The 21,033-nt window shown below is 66.7% G+C and carries 19 protein-coding genes; 12 read left to right on the top strand and 7 right to left on the bottom strand.

Annotated elements, in window-relative coordinates; all coding sequences use genetic code 11:
* Positions 1 to 9: 9 nt before the first annotated feature.
* Positions 10 to 2,793: a P-loop NTPase fold protein gene (locus tag NP4_RS25060; RefSeq protein ID WP_082876204.1), complete on the top strand. Its 2,784-nt coding sequence runs from the start codon at positions 10 to 12 to the stop codon at positions 2,791 to 2,793.
* Here the strand turns inward: NP4_RS25060 and NP4_RS25055 are convergent.
* The gene (locus NP4_RS25055; RefSeq protein WP_068002456.1) at positions 2,786 to 3,757 is read right to left on the bottom strand and encodes an o-succinylbenzoate synthase; all 972 of its coding nucleotides are present in this window, start codon (positions 3,755 to 3,757) and stop codon (positions 2,786 to 2,788) included. The two genes, NP4_RS25060 and NP4_RS25055, sit on opposite strands and share 8 nt — an antisense overlap.
* 27 nt (positions 3,758 to 3,784) lie before the next feature.
* The gene (locus NP4_RS41745) at positions 3,785 to 4,315 is read right to left on the bottom strand and encodes a CGNR zinc finger domain-containing protein (RefSeq protein WP_068002453.1); all 531 of its coding nucleotides are present in this window, start codon (positions 4,313 to 4,315) and stop codon (positions 3,785 to 3,787) included.
* 90 nt (positions 4,316 to 4,405) lie between these two features.
* Between NP4_RS41745 and NP4_RS41740 the strand changes: the two genes are divergently transcribed.
* Positions 4,406 to 4,810 (top strand): tautomerase family protein, encoded by a 405-nt coding sequence (locus tag NP4_RS41740; RefSeq protein WP_068002559.1) that lies wholly within the window; start codon positions 4,406 to 4,408, stop codon positions 4,808 to 4,810.
* 13 nt (positions 4,811 to 4,823) lie between these two features.
* Here the strand turns inward: NP4_RS41740 and NP4_RS25040 are convergent, their stop codons facing one another.
* On the bottom strand, positions 4,824 to 5,993 hold the full coding sequence (locus NP4_RS25040) for a thiolase family protein (protein WP_068002449.1): 1,170 nt from the start codon (positions 5,991 to 5,993) through the stop codon (positions 4,824 to 4,826).
* A 112-nt stretch (positions 5,994 to 6,105) separates the two neighbouring features.
* On the opposite strand from NP4_RS25040, the gene NP4_RS25035 reads away from it, so the two are divergent.
* Positions 6,106 to 6,621 carry a winged helix-turn-helix transcriptional regulator gene (locus NP4_RS25035; RefSeq protein WP_068002555.1) on the top strand — a complete coding sequence of 172 codons (516 nt, stop codon included), beginning with the start codon at positions 6,106 to 6,108 and terminating at the stop codon, positions 6,619 to 6,621.
* Between the two features lie 111 nt (positions 6,622 to 6,732).
* Here NP4_RS25035 and NP4_RS25030 read toward each other — a convergent pair whose 3' ends face one another.
* Positions 6,733 to 7,818: an ABC transporter ATP-binding protein gene (locus tag NP4_RS25030; protein WP_068002446.1), complete on the bottom strand. Its 1,086-nt coding sequence runs from the start codon at positions 7,816 to 7,818 to the stop codon at positions 6,733 to 6,735.
* A gap of 190 nt (positions 7,819 to 8,008) precedes the next feature.
* Here NP4_RS25030 and NP4_RS25025 point away from each other — a divergent pair, with 190 nt between their 5' ends.
* The 6 genes from NP4_RS25025 (at position 8,009) to NP4_RS25005 (ending at position 13,126) form a co-directional block, all read left to right on the top strand.
* The gene (locus NP4_RS25025) at positions 8,009 to 8,779 is read left to right on the top strand and encodes an LLM class F420-dependent oxidoreductase (RefSeq protein WP_068002443.1); all 771 of its coding nucleotides are present in this window, start codon (positions 8,009 to 8,011) and stop codon (positions 8,777 to 8,779) included.
* Between the two features lie 114 nt (positions 8,780 to 8,893).
* On the top strand, positions 8,894 to 9,031 hold the full coding sequence (locus NP4_RS41735; RefSeq protein ID WP_169813802.1) for a hypothetical protein: 138 nt from the start codon (positions 8,894 to 8,896) through the stop codon (positions 9,029 to 9,031).
* Positions 9,032 to 9,036: 5 nt separating this feature from the next.
* Complete coding sequence (locus tag NP4_RS25020; RefSeq protein ID WP_068002552.1) at positions 9,037 to 10,161, top strand: YeiH family protein; 1,125 nt, start codon at positions 9,037 to 9,039, stop codon at positions 10,159 to 10,161.
* Between the two features lie 31 nt (positions 10,162 to 10,192).
* A complete protein-coding gene (locus tag NP4_RS25015) occupies positions 10,193 to 11,992 on the top strand; it encodes an ABC transporter substrate-binding protein/permease (RefSeq protein ID WP_068002438.1) in 1,800 nt (599 codons plus the stop codon).
* Positions 11,989 to 12,735 (top strand): amino acid ABC transporter ATP-binding protein, encoded by a 747-nt coding sequence (locus NP4_RS25010; protein ID WP_068002437.1) that lies wholly within the window; start codon positions 11,989 to 11,991, stop codon positions 12,733 to 12,735. The genes NP4_RS25015 and NP4_RS25010 overlap by 4 nt, the downstream gene beginning before the upstream one ends.
* Positions 12,736 to 12,829: 94 nt before the next feature.
* Entirely contained in the window at positions 12,830 to 13,126 is a 297-nt protein-coding gene (locus NP4_RS25005) for a hypothetical protein (RefSeq protein WP_068002434.1), read from the top strand.
* A gap of 133 nt (positions 13,127 to 13,259) precedes the next feature.
* On the opposite strand, the gene NP4_RS25000 is transcribed toward NP4_RS25005, so the two are convergent.
* Together NP4_RS25000 and ggh are read right to left on the bottom strand one after the other, a co-directional pair.
* Positions 13,260 to 13,991 (bottom strand): glycoside hydrolase family 25 protein, encoded by a 732-nt coding sequence (locus NP4_RS25000; protein WP_068002431.1) that lies wholly within the window; start codon positions 13,989 to 13,991, stop codon positions 13,260 to 13,262.
* 76 nt (positions 13,992 to 14,067) lie between these two features.
* Positions 14,068 to 15,405, bottom strand: coding sequence for a glucosylglycerate hydrolase (gene ggh, locus NP4_RS24995; protein ID WP_068002430.1), 1,338 nt, complete (start codon positions 15,403 to 15,405; stop codon positions 14,068 to 14,070).
* Between the two features lie 183 nt (positions 15,406 to 15,588).
* Between ggh and NP4_RS24990 the strand changes: the two genes are divergently transcribed.
* Both NP4_RS24990 and NP4_RS24985 read left to right on the top strand, forming a co-directional pair.
* Positions 15,589 to 16,281 (top strand): SDR family oxidoreductase, encoded by a 693-nt coding sequence (locus NP4_RS24990; protein ID WP_068002427.1) that lies wholly within the window; start codon positions 15,589 to 15,591, stop codon positions 16,279 to 16,281.
* Positions 16,282 to 16,417: 136 nt separating this feature from the next.
* On the top strand, positions 16,418 to 17,245 hold the full coding sequence (locus tag NP4_RS24985; protein WP_068002424.1) for a polysaccharide deacetylase family protein: 828 nt from the start codon (positions 16,418 to 16,420) through the stop codon (positions 17,243 to 17,245).
* A 372-nt stretch (positions 17,246 to 17,617) separates the two neighbouring features.
* On the opposite strand, the gene leuS is transcribed toward NP4_RS24985, so the two are convergent.
* Positions 17,618 to 20,431, bottom strand: coding sequence for a leucine--tRNA ligase (leuS, locus tag NP4_RS24980; protein WP_068002549.1), 2,814 nt, complete (start codon positions 20,429 to 20,431; stop codon positions 17,618 to 17,620).
* Positions 20,432 to 20,613: 182 nt separating this feature from the next.
* Between leuS and NP4_RS24975 the strand changes: the two genes are divergently transcribed.
* Positions 20,614 to 21,021 carry an SdpI family protein gene (locus NP4_RS24975; protein ID WP_068002546.1) on the top strand — a complete coding sequence of 136 codons (408 nt, stop codon included), beginning with the start codon at positions 20,614 to 20,616 and terminating at the stop codon, positions 21,019 to 21,021.
* The last annotated feature ends 12 nt before the right edge of the window (positions 21,022 to 21,033 follow it).

Here is a 21,033-nt window from a genome sequence, read left to right as displayed (position 1 = left end):
AGGGGGAGTATGACAAGCACGTCTCGTGCGGTCGAGCTGGGGACGATCGTCGGCGTTCGCTGTTCCATCGCGGTGACGAGTGAGCCGTGGACAGGGAACATCGATACGCTCGTTGTGTCGGTCGGCACCGACCTGGGCACCCTGGGATGGGCGGTGCGAACCCAATTCGAGGGCGGCGCCTGGGAGACGATTCCCTTCGACGCCATCTCGGCCGACAAGCCCTATGCTCTCCCGCTGCCCGCGCCGCCCGATTCCACTACGACGCTCAGTCGAGCGGTGCTGGTCAATGTGGAAGACGCCGAACTCGGCCGGGGTGTGGTGAGCGAGGGTTCGCTGCGCACCGCCACCAGACGTTCGCTCGAGGTCGCGGGTGAGGCCGGTGCGCTCGTGGTCGGGCTGCCGCTGCTGGCCACCGGAGCCTTGGGTCAACCGGCGCAACTCGTCGCGCAGATCTTGGTCCCCGCGGCCGTGGAGACGCTGTGGAGCAGGCACACCAGAACCGTGCGCGAACTGGTCTTCGTCTGTGAGGACGCCACTTTCGCCGCGGCCATCGAGACCGAGTTCGAGGCCGCGTTGGAGCAGCAGCCCGCCGAACCGGCCGAACTCGCGGGCGGGGTGTCCAGCGATCTGGTCGATCCGAATCGCGGCATTCCGCTGGCCGAGGATCGGCTCGACTTCGCGCCCTGTGTCTCGATGCTGGCCACCGTGATCGCCGATCATTCGACGCCGCTGCCCCTGTCGGTCGGCGTATTCGGCGAATGGGGTTCCGGTAAGAGCTTTTTCATGGGGATGCTCCGCGAGCGGGTCGAGGGGCTGGCCGCATCGCCCAATCCGCGCTACTGCCGCGAGATCGTCCAAATCGGTTTCAACGCATGGCATTACACCGATACCAACCTGTGGGCCAGCCTCGGTGACGAGATCTTCCGCCAGCTGGCGGGCTCCGGCGCGGTGGCGCCGGATCGCGCCGAACGGCTCCGGATCGAACTCGCCGAGCGACTGGACCAGCGCCGACAGCTCGAGCTGGTCACCGAGCACGCCCGCGCCACGGCCACGCGATTGCAGGCCAAGGTGGACGAGGCGGTCGAGCGCCGGGAGAGCTCCGCGCTGAATCTGCTCGACGCGCTGCGGCATTCGGCCACCTTCCGGCGCGGCGCCGACCGGCTGTGGCGTCAGCTCGGCATCGCCGACGAGAAGGAGCAGGCCGAGGTTCTGGTCCAGCAGCTCGAGGGTTCACTCGACGAGGCCGAGATGTTGCGGCAGGCGTCCACCTCGCGGCTCGGGTTGCTGTCGCTCGCGGGAGCCGTGACGCTGCTGGGGCTGGTCCTGGTGATTCCGGTACTGGCCGCCGAGATGCGGAACTACCTCGCCCTGGGTTCGGGACTGTCGGCGCTGATGACCGGACTCGGCGGCATCGCGTATCTGGTCAGCCGCGGCCACGCCGGGCTGCGGAGCCTGCGGCGATTGCGTGAGGATCTACAGCGCGAGATGCGCAGTACCGCCGAACACGCCATCAGCGACCGGATGTCGGCGACGCTGGCGAAACTGCATGCGGCGGAGGCCGATCAGCGCGTGGCCCAGGCCCAGCTCGACGATGTCATCGCCCACGTCGGCGAACTCGGCCGCCAACTGGCCCAACTCGCGCCCGGACAGCGGCTGTACACATTTCTCGCCGAGCGGGCCCAGGGCGACTCCTATGCCCGCAATCTCGGCCTGGTCTCTACGATCCGCAAGGATTTCGAGCAGCTCGTCACGCTGATGAACGAATGGCGGGCCGATCCGGAACCCTCGGACTCCCGGCGTCCGATCGACCGGGTGGTGCTCTATATCGACGATCTCGATCGCTGTTCACCGACGCAGGTGGTCGATGTGCTGCAGGCGGTGCATCTGCTGCTGGCCTTCGAGCTGTTCATCGTGGTGGTGGGCGTCGACCCGCGCTGGCTGCTGCGCTCACTGCGCAGTCGATACAGCGATCTGCTGCTGGGCGACGATACCGCCGACGTGGACGCGCGCTGGCATTCGCCCGAGGACTATCTGGAGAAGATCCTCAACGTGCCGCTGATCCTGCCCCGAATGTCGACCGGCAGCCTCGGCCGATTGCTGCAATCCTTTGCGGGCACAACGGTTCCGGTGCTGGGCGGGCCGTCCGGTAATCCGGCGGTTCGATTCGGACGGCTCGGGAGCGACGACGTGGCATCGATCCCGATCGAACCCGGTTCGGAGGTCGCGACCCAGCATCTGAAACCGCTCGCGAGCCTGGCGCCGCATCCGCTCACCGATCAGGAATTGGCGGTGCTGGGCGCGTTCGGCCTGTTCGTGGAGACTCCTCGCGAGGCCAAGCGCATGCTCAATCTGTATCGAATGATCCGGGCGACCCGGGACCTGTCCTCCTCGTCGCGTTTTCTCGGACTCGACGGGCAGCCGGGCGAATTCGAGGCGGTGGCGGTGCTGCTCGGCGTACTGGCCGCGCAATCGTGTGTGCTGGGTTCGCTGTTCGATGCCGCGCCGAATACGGCCGCCGGAATCCGTGGCGGTCTGGCGCATCGCGACGCCGGACTGATGTGGTACGAATTCGTCGCCGATATCGCGCCGCGCTGGTCGGGTGACGGCAGTGCGAACGGGATCGTCGGCTCGCTGCCCGAACATCATGTGGCGCACTGGGATCGGCTGCATCGCGGACTGGCGACCGTCAGTAGGTCGATCACCTTCGTGGATCTGGCGGATCTGCAAACCTGGCTGCCCCGGGTCAGATGCTTCTCCTACATCATCATGCCCGCGGGTCAGCTCCTCAGATGAGCGAGCGCACCCGTTGCAGACGTTGGAGCCACCACTTCTCCCGTTCGGGATCGGGATGCCGGAAGCGGTGCAGCAGTTCGGGATCCGGTCGAGGCAGTTCGGCCGGTACCGGGAGGTAGCCGTCGGTCGGGCGCAGGGATTCGGTCACCACATCGCCCTCGAAAAGAGCGAGTGTGCCCAGGCCGCAGGCGAATTCGAGAGTCGGTAGCGAGGCCGCCAGGGCGATCTGGGCGGTCAGGCCGATACTGGTTTCCAGGGCCGAGGAGACCACACAGGGCAGGCCCGCGGCCTCGGCCACGCGCAGGGCGCGCCGCACGCCGCCCAGGGGCGTGCATTTCAGGACCGCGATATCGGCGGCCCCGGCCACGGCGACGCGCAGGGGATCCTCGGCGCGGCGGATGGATTCGTCGGCGGCGATGCGGACCTCGACGCGGCGGCGCACGGCGGCCAGTTCCTCGATTGTGCGGCAGGGCTGTTCGACATATTCCAAACCGCCTGCGGCCTGGTCGATCCGGGTGATGCTGTCCACGGCCGTCGCCACATCCCAGACGGCATTGGCGTCCACGCGGATCGCGCCGTCCGGGCCCAGGGCGTCGCGGACCGCGGCCACCCGCGCCAGATCCTCGGGCAGCGAGTCGGGGTGGTCGGCGATCTTGACCTTGGCGGTGCGGCAACCCGACCCGGCGACGATGGCATGGGCCCGGTCGGCGGTCACGGCCGGAACCGTGCAGTTGACCGGAATGCGATCACGCAGCGGCTCCGGCCGGCCCACGGTGACCTGTTCGACGGCGGTGGCCAGCCAGCCCGCGGCCTCGCGGTCGTCGTATTCGGGGAACGGGCAGAATTCGCCCCAGCCGAGCGGCCCCTCGATCAGGACGCCCTCGCGCACGGTGATGCCGCGAAAGCGGGTGCGCAGCGGGATGGCGTAGACAACGGCGGCTTCCCAATTCGGCTGGTCGCTCACCCGGCCCAGCCTATCGCCGCCCGAGCGCTACTGACGGGCCGCGCGGTAGGCGCGCACGCGCTCCCGATTGCCGCAGGACGCCGAGGAGCACCAGCGGCGTGGTCGGCCCGCCGCGGGAACGACGAAAACGGTGCCGCAGGTGTCGGCCTCGCACTGATGCAGGCGCGCGCCCTCGGGACCGGTGAGCAGATCGACGGTGTCACGGGCGATGACGGTCAGCGCGTCGCGGGTGGTCAGCGGTGCGAGTTCGATACGGAAGCCGTTGTTCCAGAGCAGCTTCCGGCGTGGTTCGGGGCGTGCGGCGATCTCGTCGACCAGCCGCAGCGCCGCGGGTTCGGGTGCCCCGGAGAAGGCCGCGGCCTCGGCGAGCGCGTAGATCGCCTCGCGCAGCGATCGGGTATCCGCGAGATCGCGTTCGGAACAACCGTCGACCGCGAGTCCGTGTTCGGCGAGCCAGGCGCGCAGGGCCGCCGGATCGGACAGCCGCTCGATCGGCTCCCGGGTGGCCCTGCGGCGCACGGTGGCCACCAGGGCCAGTCCGATTCGCTCGGTCGGCATGCGACCACCTCCTATGTAATGGATTGACACATTACACGATCGAGGCGTAGTAATGGATCGAATCATTACGCACGATTGGAGCTGGTCGCCATGCCGTTCGCTCGCCTCACCCTCGCCGATCCCGGTGTCTCCGCCGATGTTCGAACGCGATTCGCCGCCGAGATCACGGCGCTGCTCGAAAAGGACCTGCTCAAAGAGCCGGAAGTGACCGTGGTGCAGGTCAATCCCGTTCTGCCGGAGAACTGGTTCATCATGGGTGAGCACCCGGAGCGGTCGACCGGAGTGCATCTGGAGGTCAGCATCACCGCGGGAACCAATACCGCGCAGGAGAAGTCGGCGTTCATCGCGCACGCTTATCAGCTGCTGGCCGATTTGTTCGGTCCGCTGCCCGCCGCTGCCTACGTGGCGCTGTATGAACTCGACGGGGAGAGTTACGGTTACAACGGCGTCACGCAGCTGGCGCGCCGTCGACTCGATCCGTCCGAAAAGGACTGAGCGCCCTGCCGTTTCACAGCCGTTCGTAGATGGTGGCGTTCGCCAACCCGCCTGCCTCGCACATGGTCTGCAAACCGTAGCGCGCACCCCGCTCCTGCATGGCGTGCACCAGCGTGGTCGCCAGGCGCGCGCCCGACGCGCCGAGCGGATGGCCCAGTGCGATCGCCCCGCCGTTGACATTGACGCGCGACAGATCCGCGCCCGTATCCTGCTGCCAGGCCAGCACCACCGAGGCGAAGGCCTCGTTGATCTCGATCAGGTCCAGATCGGCGAGCTGAAGTCCGGCGCGCTGCAGGACTTTTCGGGTCGCCGGGATGACGGCGGTCAGCATCAGCAGCGGATCGTCGCCCGCGACGGCGAAACTGTGCAGCCGGGCCAGCGGCTTCAGGCCGAGTTCGCGAGCCTTCTCACCGGTCATGATCAGCAGGGCGGCGCTGCCGTCGTTGATCTGACTGGCATTGGCGGCGGTGATGTTCCAGCCGATCTCCGGGAAGCGCTCGGCGTATTCCCTGCTGTAGTAGGCCGGGCGCAGACCCGCCAGGGTGTCCAGGGTGCTGCCGATGCGGATGCCCTCGTCGGTGGTGAGTCCGGCGATGGGCGCCAGCTGGGATTCGAACGAGCCGTTCTTCGTCGCGGCCGCGGCCTTCTCGTGGCTGGCGAGGGCGAATTCGTCCATGGCCGTGCGGCCGATGCCCCAGCGGGCGGCGATCAATTCGGCGCTGATGCCCTGCGGGACGAGGTCTTCAGGGTAGCGCTCCCGGAAGGCCACGCCCTCGAGGTCGGTGGCGCCGATCAGATTGGAGCCCATCGGGATTCGGCTCATCGACTCCAGTCCGGCGGCCACCACCACGTCGTATGCGCCGGAGATCACGCCCTGCGCGGCGAAGTGGACGGCCTGCTGGCTGCTGCCGCACTGCCGGTCGACCGTGGTGGCGGGCACCGATTCCGGATAGCCCGCGGCCAGGGCGGCCCGGCGCGTCACATTCGCGGCCTGCTCACCGACCTGGGTGACCACGCCGCCGATCACGTCGTCGATCAGCACCGGATCGATCCCACTGCGTCGAACGACTTCGCGCAGGCTGTGTGCGAGCAGATCCACCGGATGCACCTCGTGCAGGGCGCCGTTCGGCTTGCCCTTGCCGATCGGGGTGCGTACGGCCTCGACGATGACTGCGTCTCTCATGGCTGTGTCCTTCCGGGATCGCGACGATGCGATATGTCTAACTAAGTCGAACTATAGTCAGAATATTCCCTGACCATAGTCGCCACAAGTCAGAGGAGTTATGATGAGCGCCATGTCCGCTGTACTGGAAGGACCGCTCCGGGACGTCGACCGCTGGAAGCCCACCGAATGCTCGATCGCCAAGGCTCTCGACCTCGTCGGCACCCGCTCGGCCCTGCTGATCCTGCGCGAGACCATCTACGGCGTCACCCGCTTCGACGGCTTCGCCGCCCGAGTGGGCATCACCGACGCCGCCGCGGCCGCCGCCCTCCGCAAACTGACCGCGGCCGGCCTCCTCCGCAAACAGCCCTATCAGGACGAGGGCAAACGCACCCGCAACGAATACGTCCTCACCGACATGGGCCGAGACCTGCTACCGGTCATCCTCTCGCTCTGGCAGTGGGGCGACAAATACCTCCAGAACGGCACCCCACCCCTCCAGCGAGTGGAAGACGCCACCGGCGACCCGGTCCAGGTCGAAATCCGCAGCAGCTCAGGCACGGAACTAACCCTGGAAGACATCCGCATCCGCCTGAACCCATCCTGGAACAACCCCACCCCGAAACCCCCCACTTCACAAGAAGCCTGACCCCACCCACCGGCCGTCCACTTGTGGCCCCATTGGTCCCCGCGCTGTCCGCTTGCGGCCCCCATTTGTTCCCCGCGCCGTCCGCCCAGCGGGCGGCGCGGGGAGCCGAATTCAGTTGAGCCGCTTACCCGTCGAAGGCTCGAAGAAATAGATGTGCTCGGCCGTGGACGTCAGCGACAGCTTCTCACCCTTGACCGGGGGCTTGCGCCAATCCGCTCGGGCAACGATGGTTTCGCCTGTGCCCGAGCCGTTCTCGCCGAGGCTGCGGCCGTAGATGTAGGCGTCGGAGCCGAGTTCCTCGACCACGTCCACCTCCATGGCGATGCCGGAGCCGGATTCGCCGAGTTCGAAATGTTCGGGGCGGATACCGACCACGACCGAGCCGTCGGTGGCGTCGGCGACGGTGCGCGGGACCGGCACGGCGTGGCCGCCGAGGGTGACCGAACCGTTGGACAGGGGCAGGGTGAACAGGTTCATCGCCGGGGAGCCCATGAAACCGGCCACGAACAGGTTCGCGGGGTCGCGGTACAGGTCTCGGGGGGCCGCACACTGTTGCAGCAGACCGTCTTTCAGCACCGCGACCCGGTCACCCATGGTCATCGCCTCGACCTGGTCGTGGGTCACGTAGACGGTGGTGGTGCCGAGGCGGCGCTGCAGCTGCGCGATCTGGGTGCGGGTCTGCACGCGCAGTTTCGCGTCGAGGTTGGACAGCGGCTCGTCCATCAGGAACACCTGCGGCTGACGCACGATCGCCCGGCCCATCGCCACGCGCTGACGCTGACCGCCCGACAGCGCCTTGGGTTTGCGGTCCAGATACTGCTCGAGATCCAGCAGTTTCGCCGCCTCGCGGACGCGCTGCTCCTTCTCGGCCTTGGGCACCTTCGCCATCTTCAACGCGAAGCCCATGTTCTCGGCCACGGTCATATGCGGGTAGAGCGCGTAGTTCTGAAACACCATCGCGATATCGCGTTGTTTGGGCTCGGCGTGCGTGACGTCGTTGTCGCCGATCAGAATGCGACCGCCGTCGACATCCTCGAGTCCGGCGAGCATGCGCAGCGAGGTGGACTTACCGCAGCCGGACGGCCCGACCAGAACCAGGAATTCACCGTCGGCGATCTCCAGATTCAGTGCGTCCACAGCGGGTTTGGCGGCTCCCGGGTACAACCGGGTCGCGCGGTCGAAGGTGACCGTGGCCATGCGAAATCAATCCCTTCACCGGCAGGAACGTGCCGGACGATCCGAGTAGAGGGTGGTGCGGCCAGTGGCCGCGGCTCGAATACTAACTGGTCATCCGCTCCAAATACGGGCGTTCCGGCAACGCGGGTAGCCTCGGCAACGACCCACAACCCGGACGTAACGGCCCACCACCCGGACCAGGAGTGCCCAGATGAGTCGACCCATCCGCATCGGAGTCCAGCTCCAGCCCCAGCACGCCCCCCGCTACGACCTCATTCGCGACGCCGTGCGCCGCGCCGAGGACGCGGGCGTCGACGTGGTGTTCAACTGGGACCATTTCTATCCGCTGTCCGGCGATCCGGCCGGTGAGCACTTCGAGTGCTGGACCATGCTCGCCGCGATCGCCGAGCAGACCGAACGCGTACAGATCGGCGCGCTGGTCACCGGCGGCGGCTACCGCAATCCCGATCTGCTCGCCGATATGGCCCGCACGGTCGATCACATCTCGGGTGGCCGCCTGATCCTGGGCATCGGCGCGGGCTGGTTCCAGCGCGACTACGACGAATACGGCTACGAATTCGGCACGCCCGGAACGCGTCTGGCGCTGCTGAAGGAATATCTGGTCCGCATCGACGCCCGCCTGAAGAAGCTCAATCCCCAACCGCTGCGCGATATTCCGATCCTGATCGGCGGCGGCGGCGAGAAGAAGACCCTGCGCCTGGTGGCCGAGTACGCGCAGATCTGGCACACCTTCGCCGATATCGATGTGCTGCAACGCAAGTCGAAGATCCTGGCCGAGCACTGTGGCGATGTCGGCACCGATCCGGCCACCATCGAGCGCTCGGTGGACTGGCCGGGCGAGGACAAGGCCGACGCCCTCGTCGCCGCGGGCGCGACGCTGTTCACCGTCGGCTCCGGCGGCCCCGACTACGATCTGTCCACGGTCGAGGCCGCGATTCGCTGGCGCGACAAGCAGGTCTGAGCGTCTCCTCGAATCACCTCGAGTTCATTGCTTCCGCACTCGTGTGAGGTCCCTCACCATTGCTGCTGATCGCGGGCGACAGCCCCCGCGATCGGCAGTATCGAGGGAGCAATCATGAGTGAACCGGGTCCCGCGCCCACCGAGGAACGGTCGGCGCTCGCGCGGATCGGCGTCGACTGGTGGGCGGTCATCGTCGCCGGTGTCATTACGCTCGCCGCGGTCGCGGGCGTGCTGCCGAAGATTCCGTGGTGATCGCGATGGTCACCGAAAATCCCACGGCCGCTTCCGAGGTCGCGCCGTCGTCGCGGCCGCCCGTCGGGCGGGAGCTTGCCGCCTATCTGCCCGGTATTCTGCTGCTGATCGCGATCGGCCTGCTCGGCAAATACACCCAGATCTGGGTGAACTCCTTCGTCAAGGATCACCACTGGCGCTTCCCGGATATCGAATATGTGCTCTGGGCAATCGTTTTCGGTCTGATCATCGCCAATACTGTTGGCGTGCCGAAGATTTTCCGCCCGGGAATCGGCACCTACGAGTTCTGGCTGAAGATCGGCATCGTCGCGCTGGGCTCACGCTTCGTACTCGGCGATATCGCGAAACTCGGCGGCGCCAGCTTCGTGCTGATCCTGATCGATATGACCGTCGCGGGCGCGATCATCCTGACCGCGGCCCGATTGCTCGGCCTGTCCGGCAAACTCGGCTCGCTGCTGGCCGTGGGCACCTCGATCTGCGGCGTCTCGGCGATCGTGGCGACCCGCGGCGCGATCCGGGCGCGCAATTCGGATGTGGGCTATGCCATCGCCGCGATCCTCACCCTGGGCGCGGTCGCGCTGTTCACCCTGCCCGCGATCGGCCACGGCCTGGGCCTGTCCGATCACGAATTCGGACTGTGGGCGGGTTTGGCCGTGGACAACACCGCCGAGACCACCGCCACCGGTTACGCGTACTCCGATGCCGCGGGCAAGCTCGCGGTGCTGGTGAAATCCACCCGCAACGCACTGATCGGATTCGTCGTCCTCGGCTTCGCGCTGTACTGGGCCGCCCGCGGCGAGGCCGATGCGGTCGCGCCCGGCCTGCGGGCCAAGGCGGTGTTCGTCTGGGAGAAGTTCCCCAAATTCGTGCTCGGCTTCCTGGCCGTCTCGGCGCTGGCGACGGTGCACTGGCTGGACAAGTCCCAGATCGCCAATCTCGGCAACGTCTCGAAATGGGCGTTCCTGCTGACCTTCGCGGGCGTCGGACTCAACACCGATTTCCGTGAGCTCGGTCGCACCGGCTGGCGGCCGCTGGTGGTGGCCGTCGTCGGTTTGGTCGTGGTCGCGACCGTATCGCTCGGTCTGGTGCTGTTCAGCGTGCGAGTACTGCACTGGGGCGTGGTCGGCTGACCGTCATCGACTCCGGCTACTGTTTCCGGCTATGGCCCGTTTGCCCGTATCACGATCCCGTGTGCTGTTCGCGGTGGTGTCGGCCGTTACCCTGCTGTTCTTGACGGCCTGCGGTTCCAGTAGCAGCAACTCATCGGCAAGCCGAGATCTGTGTTCGCCTCCGGGCGAGGCGTCGGCGTCTTCGGCGCCCACGAATCTCGCATCGGGAGCCTCGGCGGGGACCGACCGCTACACCACGGCGAACACCGTGCCGCTGGATCGGATCGATACGAGCAAACTCGGTCTGCTGACCCCGGGCAAGCTGAGCGTGGGCACGCTGTCGGATGCGCCGCCGAGCATCTGCGTGAATTCGCACGGCGCGTTCACCGGCTTCGACAACGAACTGCTGAAGGCGATCGGCGCCAAACTGGGCCTGCAGGTGCAGTTCTCCGGCACCGAATTCGCGGGCCTGCTGGCACAGGTTGCCAACGGGCGCTTCGACCTCGGCTCGTCGAGTATCACCACCACCGATGCGCGCAGGCAGCTGGTCGGCTTCACCAACGGCTACGACTTCGGTTATTTCTCGCTGGTCGTGCCGAACGGCAGTGCGCTGAAGGGCTTCTCGGATCTGAAACCGGGCGTGCGGATCGGCGTCGTGCAGGGCACGGTGCAGGACGAGTACGTGGTCAACACCCTGCATCTGGATCCGGTGAAATTTCCGGACTACAACACCGCCTACGCGAATCTGAAGACCGGCCAGATCGATGCGTGGGTCGCGCCGTCGGCCCAGGCCACCGGCACGATCAAAGCGGGCGATCCGACCTCGATCGTGCAGAACACCTTCAGCCTGGACAACTACACGGCCTGGGCGGTGCGCAAGGACAATCAGCCGCTCATCGACGCGCTCAACGCGGGCCTGGACGCGGTCGTCGCCGACGGCACCTACGCCAAGCTGTACGCGGACTGGGAGCCGAGGCCGCTGCCGCCGGGGTGGAAGCCGGGCTCGAAAGCCGTTGCGATGCCGCAGCTCCCGGACTTCGAGAAGATCGCCGCCGAACATGAGAAGAGTGCTGCGCCGCAGGTCGCGCCGAAATCCACGCTGGCACAGCTGAAGGACACATTCTTCGATTGGTCGCTGTACCGCAAGGCTTTTCCGGATCTTTTCAAGACCGGTCTGCCCAATACGCTGATCCTGGCGCTGGTTTCGGGTGCGCTGGGTACGGTGCTCGGCATGCTGCTGGCGGTCGCCGGTATTTCACGGACGCGCTGGTTGCGTTGGCCCGCACGGATTTACACCGATATCTTCCGCGGACTGCCAGCCGTGGTGATCATTCTTCTGATCGGGCTGGGTATCGGCCCGGTGGTCAAGAATGTCACCGGCAACAATCCGTACTGGCTGGGCGCGGTCGCGCTCGCGCTGTTGGCGTCGGCCTATATCGGCGAGATCTTCCGCTCCGGCATCCAATCGGTGGAGGCCGGGCAGTTGGAGGCCGCGCGCGCCATCGGATTCGGGTATCGGCAGGCCATGACGCTGGTGGTGATTCCGCAGGGTGTGCGGCGGGTGCTGCCCGCGCTGATGAATCAGTTCATCGCGCTGATCAAGGATTCCTCGCTGATCTACTTCCTGGGTCTGCTCGCGACGCAGCGCGAATTGTTCGCCGTCGGCCGAGATCTCAACGCGCAGACCGGAAATCTGTCCCCGCTGGTGGCGGCCGGTCTGGTGTATCTGCTGCTGACCATTCCGCTGACCCATCTGGTGAACTACATCGACCGCCGCCTGCGCACCGGTCGGCGCGAGGATGCGGCCGAACCGATCGAGCAGGCCGTGGTGACGGAAGGGCGTGGAGCATGAGCGGTGACAAGGAATTCCGCAGTTCCTCTTTGACCGGTACCGGACTGCATTTGACGCTCGGCGGCAATCAGGTGCTGCGCGGGGTCGATGTGCATGTCGACGCCGGTAAGACGACCACGGTCATCGGCCCGTCCGGTTCGGGTAAGTCGACGCTGCTGCGGGTGCTGAACCGGCTGCACGAACCCGATTCCGGCGATGTGCTGATCGATGATGTCTCGGTGCTCACCGAGGATCCCGATCGGCTGCGCCAGCGCATCGGCATGGTCTTCCAACATTTCAATCTGTTCCCGCACATGTCGGTCGCCGATAATGTCGCGCTCGGACCGCGCAAGCTGCGCGGCCTGTCCAAGGAACAGGCCCGCGCGGTGGCGCTGGAACAGCTCGAGACCGTGGGCCTGGCCGGTCGCGCGGACACCCGCCCGGCCAATCTGTCCGGTGGTCAGCAGCAGCGGGTCGCCATCGCTCGGGCGCTGGCGATGAAACCGGAGCTCATGCTGTTCGACGAGGCCACCTCGGCGCTGGATCCGGAGCTGGTGAAGGGCGTGCTGTCGCTCATGGCCGAGCTCGCCTCGGGCGGTATGACGATGATCGTGGTGACCCATGAGATGGGCTTCGCCCGTTCGGTCTCCGACAATGTCGTCTTCATGGACGAGGGACGGATCGTGGAGTCCGGTACGCCGGATCGGATCTTCGACGCGGCCGAGACGCCGCGGCTGCGGCAATTCCTGTCCCAGGTGCTGTGAATCGCGGGGCGCGGCGTAAAGCGCAAACGTATGGCTATTACTGTATGTGATCGGCACCACCTGTCCATCCGCGTTATGGAAAGAGGGGAGTTCGATGACAACGGCACATGCGCCGCATACCGAGCACGATCACAAGCACGGTCCGGGCTGCGGACACGTCTCCGTTCCGCACGGTGACCATGTGGATTACGTGCACGACGGACATCTGCACCGCGCCCACGACGGGCATTTCGACGAATGCGAACCGGCCGGACACCGCGAGCACAGCGGGCACGATCACAAGCACGGCGAGGGCTGCGGCCACGTCGCGATCCCGCACGGTGACCATGTGGACTACATCCACGACGGCTGCCGCCACGCCGCCCACGACGGTCACTACGACGAGCACTGAGAGCTGATCAATCCGAGGTACCGATCGTTGTGAATGCCGCCCACGACACCGGCGAGTACTCGATCGATCCTGGCCGTCGACAACTGAACCGGTCCGAGGCCGCCGCGCAGTCCGCGCGGCGGCCTCGGCACGTTCACGTATTGGCGAAGCGCGCGAAATCGCCCTGAGCGCCGCTGTATACGTTCAGATCGGTGTTCCCGGCGATACCCGGAATGCTGCCCGAATCGGTGGTCTGCCAGAACGTCCAGGTCGGCCAGCCGCCCGGCACCTCCGGCTGCGCATTACCGCGGTAATCCGCGATCCACAGCGGGTAATTGGTGAACTCGTGCGAATCGGCCATCGCCGTGCGCCAGAAATTCGGGTAGGTGTAGATGATCGGCACCCGACCGGTCATGGCCTGTACGGCATTCAGATAGCGATGGGTCCAGTCGATGAGCGCGGCCGGGGGCAGTCCGCCCGAACTCTCGAGATCGAGCACCGGCGGCAGATCCAGCGGCCCGTTCTGCCCGAGCACCACGCTCGCGTACAGCGCGGCCTGCGGTTCGGGCGGTGACTGCGGGCGGGCGTAGTGATAGGTGCCCCGGGCGACGCCTGCGGCCCGCATGAGCAGACTGTCGGGCACGAAGTACGGATTGATGTAACCCAGTCCCTCGGTCGCCTTCACCATGGCGAAGTTGTTGCCGGAGGCGCGCACCTCGAACCAGTTGATCAACCGGCCGTCGATGTGCTGCCACGACGAGACGTCCGGCCCGCTCGGCGAGGCCGTGGCCATGCCGGTAGCCGAGAGTATGCCCATCGCTGCCGCGAGCGGCAGGGTGAGGAGCGTGCGACGAACCTTGGAGCGAACCACTGTGCGTCGATACATGGTTACGAGAGTAAGCAGCCGATGCCACTGTGACCACAGTCCGCGCTGTGAATCGCCGGTGAATGGTTGCTCGAGGCTAGCCCAGCCAGTCCAAAACCGATGCGGCCGTCCAGGACTGCTGCATACTGCCGAGCGGTTCGCCGGTGAAGGGGTCGTAGTACTCGGCGAAGCTGCCGTCGCTGGCCTGGCGCAGTCCCTCGGCGCGCAGCATGAACGAGCGTTCCGCCCAGCCGCGCCGGGCGAAGACCCAGGAGAACAGCCAACTCATCACCGGCCAGACCGGGCCGCGCCAATATTCGCGCGGTCGAAAGTCCCTGGATACCGGCGAGGTGGACGGCGGTAGCGCGTAGCGCAGGTCCGGATGACCGCAGAACCGCGGGCCCTCGAACAGCCGCAGCAGGCTGCGCTCGGTATCGCGGGGCAGGCCGCCGCACAGCAGCGGCGCGAAGATCGACAGGGTTTCGGTATCGATCCAGCGGCCCAGGCGCAGATCGAAGTCGCGGGCCGCACCGCTGCGCTCGTCGGTGGTGGCGATGACCCCGGCGCGGAAGTAGTCGGCCCATTCGTAGAGTTCGCGCACATCGGCATTGGGCATGCGGTAGTCCTCGCCGATCCCGGCCAGAACCTCGCAGGCCAGGGCGAAGATCGCGGTCACGAAGACGTCCTCGACCGCGAAGCTCAGTGTCGAGGCCATCTGGAAATCGTCGTAGCCGCAGCGGCGCATCTGCTCGACCAGCCACAGGTAGCGGTCGTATTCGCGGTCGGTGGGGCGCTGGGACGGATCGATCAGATGGATGTCGGCGCGTTCGTAGGGCGGCAGATCGGGACCGGGTACGACATTGTCGTAGGCCCGATCCCAGCGCGGCGAATTGTCCATACCCGATTCCCAGCCGTGGTACAGCGTGATGCGGCCGTTGCCCTTCGGGTCGCGGGCGTGGGCCAGCCAGCGATGCCAGCGCATGAGCTGGGTCCAGCGACGATCCAGGAATTCCTCGGCGACGGCCCGAGTGCTGCGGCCGTGCCGACGGGAATGGTCGAGGATGCGCTGCACGGCGATGGCGTGCACGGGCGGCTGGGTGATGCCGGAGGTGTCCGGGCCGTCGGGGGCATTGGCGGCGAGGCGTCGGCACTCCCAGCGGGCGGGGCCGGGGAAGTAGCCGTCCCGGCCGCCCGCGAACACTATGTGCGGGATCATCCCGTTCTTCCACTGCGCCGACAGCAGCGTGTCGAGTTCGACCACCGCCCGCTCCACGCTCAGTGGGGCCAGGCCGACCGCCACGAACGCCGCGTCCCAGCTCCACATGTGCGGATACAGCTTGGGCGCGGCGCTGGTCATGGTGCCCAGGTCGTTGCCGCGCAGCAGATAGGCGGCCCGGGCCGCCAGCTGCGTCGGGGTGAAACCCGGTCCGTTCATACCCCTATTCTGCGATGTCACCCGCAGGTACGCGCGCTGCGCGGCTCGTCGATCGGCAGTTGTCACCCTGTTCGCCTCGGTTCGTGGCTGGGAGTACGCGGTGCGCCCCCGAACAGGCGGGCTGCCGTGACCATCGTCCGATGCGACCCGGTGGTTACGCCAATCGGGCATTACGGTGAGGGCATGGTGACCGACAGCAAGCCGACCGCTCTGATCACGGGGGCCAGCCGGGGGCTCGGGGCGGCGATAGCCCGCGAACTGGCGCCGACCCATCGACTGCTGCTGGGCGCGCGGTCGGTGGATTCGCTGACCGAGATCCTCGCCGAACTGCCGCAGGCCACCGGCTGGCCGGTCGAGCTGACCGATTACGAGGCCGTGGCACTGGCGACCGGGCCGATCGAGCGGCTGGATGTGCTGGTGCACAATGCCGGAGTGGCCGGGGATCTCGGGCCGATCGCGGATTCGCCGGTGCGACTGTGGCGGGAGACGTTGGAGGCCAATCTGATTGCCGTCGCGGAGTTGACCAGGCTGCTGCTGCCAGCGCTGCGGGCGGCGAAAGGGCATGTGGTGCTTATCAATTCGGGGGCCGGATTGCGGGCGAATCCGGGTTGGGGTGTGTATGCGGCGAGTAAGTTCGGGCTGCGGGCGTTCGGGGATGCGTTGCGGCTGGAGGAATCCGCGCTGCGGGTCACCTCCATCCATCCCGGGCGGATCGATACCGATATGCAGCGGGCGATCGTGGCCGGCGAGGGGCGGGAGTATCGGCCCGAGGAGTTCCTGACCGCGGAAACCGTTGCGCGCGCGGTGCGTAATGCCGTGGAGACGCCGCGCGATGCACATCCGACCGAGATCGTGCTGCGGCCGATCGCGCGGTGAGGCTCGGCCCGTGCTGCGGACGGAAGTTCGACGGGTGGTCATCCGGCGTTCATACGGCGTGGGTGGCCGCTGCATAGCGTGGCCTTGACTACCGTGGGTCGCGAAGCAGGCCGACCTCGAACATGTTTGGTGAGTTATGAATTCGAACTGGTCCCGGCGGCGGTTCCTGACCATGTTGGCCGCCGGTACCGCCGGTGCGGCCGCCGCGCTGGCCGGATCCTCGCTGGCCGAGGGTGATCCGCCGCTACCCAGTGGTTCCGGCGGCGACCTCCCGAATCCGGTCCCGCCGCCCCCGCCGCGTCCCCCGCTGCTGCCGCCCCCGCCCGGCGGGCCGAAGACGCAGCTGTCCCGCGGGACCATCACCGCATTGCCCGGCGCCGGTACGAATCTCGCCCTGACCGTCGACGACGGGTCCAGTCCCGAGGTGGTCGGCGCCTATATCCGCTTCGCCCGCGACACCGGCGCCCGCTTCACCTTCTTCGTCACCGCCTACTACGACTCCTGGACCATCCACCGAGACGCCCTGCGCCCCCTCGTCGACTCCGGCCAGATCCAACTGGGCAACCACACCTGGAACCACCCCGCCCTGACCAAACTCACCCCCACCCAGGTATCCGACCAACTGGCCCGAGCGAAAACCTTCCTGCACAACACCTTCGGCGTAGACGGCACCCCCTACTACCGCCCACCCTTCGGCTACCACGACCCCACCGTCGACCGAGTAGCCGCCGACCTCGGCTACACCGTCCCCACCATGTGGTACGGCAGCCTCTCCGACTCCCAACTGGTAACCGAGGACTACCTCATCCAGATGGCCCACCAGTACTTCACCCCCCAATCCATAGTCATTGGCCACGCCAACCACCCCCCGGTAACCCACTGCTACAACCAATTAGTAGAAATAATCAAGTCCCGAAACCTCTCCATGGTCACCCTCAACGACGTCCTCCTCCCCCCACGCTGACCCCAGCCTCGCTGCGCTCGGCGGGACGGGCGGGCCTTGATCCGGACGAGGACTTCAAGATCTTCTGCTATAGGCTTCGATACGAGGGAAATTTCGATGTCATGTACGCACCCGGCTCCTCTGTGATCCACGATCACGACTACGGCAAAGAGTCGGACTACGAGTCGGTTCGATGGCGAAAAGAGACCCTCGACAGAGATTTCTCCAGATTTTCAAATAAATGGAAATCCGCATACCTATCCGAATTTTCGGATAATACCTTCAAAATATAGTCGAACTTCCCAGTACCCGAAGGCATATCCGATCGCATGGGTCTGCCTTCGGGTCTCGATCGTGGGGCCACGCTCGGTCGCCATCGAGCGCCCACCTCGGTCAGGCTACGACGTTGACCAGGCGGCCGGGGACGACGATTACCTTGCGGGGGGGTTTGCCGTTGAGGAATTCCTGGAGTTTTTCGTCGGAGAGGGCTGCGGCTTCCACTGCCTTCGCGTCGGCGTCGGCGGGGACGCTTATTCGGCTGCGGACCTTGCCGTTTACCTGGATGGGGTATTCGACGGAGTCCTCTACCAGGAGGGCGGGGTCGGCGGTGGGGAAGGGGCCGTGGGCCAGGGAGGTGGTGTGGCCCAGGCGTTCCCAGAGTTCTTCGGCTATGTGGGGGGCGGTGGGGGCCAGCATCAGGATCAGGGGTTCGACTACCTGGCGGGGGGCGCCCTGGGGGTATTCCTTGGTCAGGTGGTTGGTCAGCTCGATCAGCTTGGCGCCCGCGGTGTTGTCGCGCAGGGCGGCGTAGTCGGCGTCGACGCCGTCGATGGTGCGATGCAGCAGGCGCAGGGTGGCGTCGGCGGGGGTGGTGTCGGTGACGCGGACCGCGCCGGACTCCTCGTCGACGACCAGGCGCCAGACGCGCTGCAGGAAGCGGTGCGCGCCGACGACATCCTTTGTGGCCCAGGGGCGGGAGGTGTCCAGCGGGCCCATCGACATCTCGTAGAAGCGGAAGGTGTCCGCGCCGTACAGGTCGTACATCTCATCGGGGGACACGGCGTTCTTCAGCGATTTGCCGATCTTGCCGTACTCCTGGAAGACCTCGATCTCGACGCCGGACTCGTTGGTCCAGAAGAACTTTCCGTCGCGCTCCACGATCTCGGCCGCGGGCACATAGGTGCCGCGCTCGTCGGTGTAGGCGTAGGCCTGGATATAGCCCTGATTGAACAGGCGGCGGTACGGCTCGGGGCTGGACACATCGCCGAAGTCGAACAGCACCTTCTGCCAGAACCGCGCGTACAGCAGATGCAGCACAGCGTGTTCCACGCCGCCGACGTACAGATCGACGCCGCCGGGATCGTTCGCGCCGTGCTCGGCCGGACGGGGGCCCAACCAGTAGCGCTCGTTCTCCGGTGCGGCCAGCGCCTCGGTATTGGTCGGATCGGTGTAGCGCAGCTGATACCAGGAGCTGCCCGCCCACTGCGGCATCACATTGGTGTCGCGGCGATAGGTCTTGGGACCGTCGCCCAGATCCAGTTCCACGTTCACCCATTCGGTGGCCTTGGCCAGCGGCGGCGACGGTTCGGAGTCGGCGTCGTCGGGATCGAAGGTGACCGGCGCGAAGTCCTTCACCTCCGGCAACTCCACCGGCAGCATCGATTCCGGCAGCGCGTGCGCCTGACCGTCGGCGTCGTAGACGATCGGGAACGGCTCACCCCAGTAGCGCTGCCGCGCGAACAGCCAGTCGCGCAACTTGTACTGAATGGTGCCGCGCCCGTGCCCGTCGGCCTCCAGCCGCTCGATGATCTTCGCCTTGGCCGCCTCGACATCCAGGCCGTTCAGATATTCGGAGTTGACCAGCGCACCGTCACCCGAATACGCGGCCTGCGAGATATCCCCACCGGCAATGACTTCCACGATCGGCAGCCCGAAGGCGGTGGCGAACTCCCAGTCGCGCTGATCGTGGCCCGGCACGGCCATGATGGCCCCGGTGCCGTAGCCGCTCAGCACATAATCGGCGATGAAGATCGGCACCTGCGCGCCGTTGACCGGATTGGTCGCGTAGGCGCCCAGGAAGACGCCGGTCTTGTCCTTGTTCTCCTGGCGCTCCAGATCCGACTTCGCCGCGATCGACTTGCGGTACGCCGCAACGGCTTCCGCCGGACTCGGGGACTGGAAGGTCCAATGCGGATCGATACCCTCGGGCCACTGCGCGGCCAACAGACGATCCACCAGCTCGTGCTCCGGCGCCAACACGACATACGTCGCGCCGAACAGCGTATCTGGCCGGGTGGTGAACACCTCGATCGTCTGCCCGTCGGCCGCGAACCGCACCTGCGCGCCGCGCGAACGCCCGATCCAGTTGCGCTGCATGGCCTTCACATTGTCCGGCCAGTCCAGCAGATCCAGATCGTCGACCAGTCGGTCGGCGTAGGCGGTGATGCGCATCATCCACTGCCGCAACCGCTTACGGAACACCGGGAAGTTGCCGCGCTCGCTGCGCCCGTCGGCGGTGACCTCCTCGTTGGCCAGGACCGTACCCAGCCCGGGGCACCAGTTGACCATCGAATCGGATTGGTAGACCAGGCGATAGGAGTCCAGCACCGCGCCGCGCTCGGCCGCGGACAGCTCGGCCCACGGCCGTCCGTCGGCGGTCTGCCGTGCGCCCGAGGCGAATTCGGCCGCCAGCTCCGCGATCGGCCGGGCCTTGTTCGCCGAGGTGTCGTACCAGGCGTTGTAGATGCGCAGGAAGATCCACTGCGTCCACTTGTAGAACTCGGGATCGGTGGTCGAGAACGAGCGCCGGCGATCATGGCCCAAGCCCAGCCGATCCAGCTGACGGCGCATATTGGCGATATTCGACTCGGTGGTCACCCGCGGATGGGCGCCGGTCTGCACGGCGTACTGCTCGGCGGGCAGGCCGAAGGCGTCATATCCCAGGGCGTGCAGCACATTTCGACCGTGCATGCGGTGGAAGCGGGCGAAGACGTCGGTGGCGATATAGCCCAGCGGATGTCCCACATGCAGACCCGCACCCGACGGGTAGGGGAACATGTCCTGGATGAACAGCTTGTCGGCCGGGGTCTCACCCGCCAGCGGGCCGACCGGATTGGGCGCGTGGAAGGTGCCGCGCTCGTCCCAGTTCCGCTGCCACTTGCTCTCCACGCGTCCGGCCAGATAGGCGTTGTAGCGGTGTGCGGGCATGTCGCTGTCACCGGTCGCGGCGGCACCGGTCGTATCGGTTGCACGGCTGTCCTGCACGGTCCTGCCTTCTGTTTGGGTTTCGTCCCCGGACAAAGGTCTTCACCAGGGTAAAGCGTGCCCACGTCGGCGCCCAAAAAGGGGCGCATGCCGCCCGCGTCGGCGCGCCGGGTAGCGTGATCGGGGTGTTCGTGGTGGCGCTGATCCTGTTCGTGCTGGCGGCTGTGGCCGTCGTCACCGGGGTACTCGGGCTGACCGGCTCCCTTCCCCCCAATCGGTTCGTCGGTGTGCATACCGAGGAGGCCCTGCGAACCGAGGAGACCTTCCGCGTGGCCAATCGGGTCGCCGCGCCCACCTCGATCGGCGCGGGTGTGCTGCTTGCGGCCGGTGGGCTGGTCACGCTGGTGGCCGGGGGCGTGCTCGGAATGGTCGTGGCCGTCGTGGTCGCGGTGATCGCGCTGTTCACCCTGGGCGCCGGGGCCAATGCCGCCGGGCGCTCGATCGTCGGGCTCGCGCCCGCGCCGGAGGTCGGCGGTTGCGGAAACGCCTGTGGCGCCTGCTCCCTGCGCGACGCCTGCCAGCCCGCGAACTGAGCCGATGAGTAC

This window comes from Nocardia pseudobrasiliensis NBRC 108224, from assembly GCF_001613105.1.
Lineage (GTDB): Bacteria > Actinomycetota > Actinomycetes > Mycobacteriales > Mycobacteriaceae > Nocardia > Nocardia pseudobrasiliensis.
The sequence above is the reverse complement of the archived record's forward strand: the minus strand, read 5'-3'. Positions and strand labels throughout refer to the sequence as shown.

Excerpts from the sequence above, each read along its gene's own strand:
- NP4_RS25060 (WP_082876204.1), top strand. The coding sequence starts at position 10 with ATGACAAGCACGTCTCGTGCGGTCGAGCTGGGGACGATCGTCGGCGTT.
- NP4_RS41745 (WP_068002453.1), bottom strand. The coding sequence starts at position 4,315 with ATGCCGACCGAGCGAATCGGACTGGCCCTGGTGGCCACCGTGCGCCGC.
- NP4_RS41740 (WP_068002559.1), top strand. The coding sequence starts at position 4,406 with ATGCCGTTCGCTCGCCTCACCCTCGCCGATCCCGGTGTCTCCGCCGAT.
- NP4_RS25040 (WP_068002449.1), bottom strand. The coding sequence starts at position 5,993 with ATGAGAGACGCAGTCATCGTCGAGGCCGTACGCACCCCGATCGGCAAG.
- NP4_RS25035 (WP_068002555.1), top strand. The coding sequence starts at position 6,106 with ATGTCCGCTGTACTGGAAGGACCGCTCCGGGACGTCGACCGCTGGAAG.
- NP4_RS25030 (WP_068002446.1), bottom strand. The coding sequence starts at position 7,818 with ATGGCCACGGTCACCTTCGACCGCGCGACCCGGTTGTACCCGGGAGCC.
- NP4_RS25025 (WP_068002443.1), top strand. The coding sequence starts at position 8,009 with ATGAGTCGACCCATCCGCATCGGAGTCCAGCTCCAGCCCCAGCACGCC.
- NP4_RS41735 (WP_169813802.1), top strand. The coding sequence starts at position 8,894 with ATGAGTGAACCGGGTCCCGCGCCCACCGAGGAACGGTCGGCGCTCGCG.
- NP4_RS25020 (WP_068002552.1), top strand. The coding sequence starts at position 9,037 with ATGGTCACCGAAAATCCCACGGCCGCTTCCGAGGTCGCGCCGTCGTCG.
- NP4_RS25015 (WP_068002438.1), top strand. The coding sequence starts at position 10,193 with ATGGCCCGTTTGCCCGTATCACGATCCCGTGTGCTGTTCGCGGTGGTG.
- NP4_RS25010 (WP_068002437.1), top strand. The coding sequence starts at position 11,989 with ATGAGCGGTGACAAGGAATTCCGCAGTTCCTCTTTGACCGGTACCGGA.
- NP4_RS25005 (WP_068002434.1), top strand. The coding sequence starts at position 12,830 with ATGACAACGGCACATGCGCCGCATACCGAGCACGATCACAAGCACGGT.
- NP4_RS25000 (WP_068002431.1), bottom strand. The coding sequence starts at position 13,991 with ATGTATCGACGCACAGTGGTTCGCTCCAAGGTTCGTCGCACGCTCCTC.
- ggh (WP_068002430.1), bottom strand. The coding sequence starts at position 15,405 with ATGAACGGACCGGGTTTCACCCCGACGCAGCTGGCGGCCCGGGCCGCC.
- NP4_RS24990 (WP_068002427.1), top strand. The coding sequence starts at position 15,589 with ATGGTGACCGACAGCAAGCCGACCGCTCTGATCACGGGGGCCAGCCGG.
- NP4_RS24985 (WP_068002424.1), top strand. The coding sequence starts at position 16,418 with ATGAATTCGAACTGGTCCCGGCGGCGGTTCCTGACCATGTTGGCCGCC.
- leuS (WP_068002549.1), bottom strand. The coding sequence starts at position 20,431 with ATGCCCGCACACCGCTACAACGCCTATCTGGCCGGACGCGTGGAGAGC.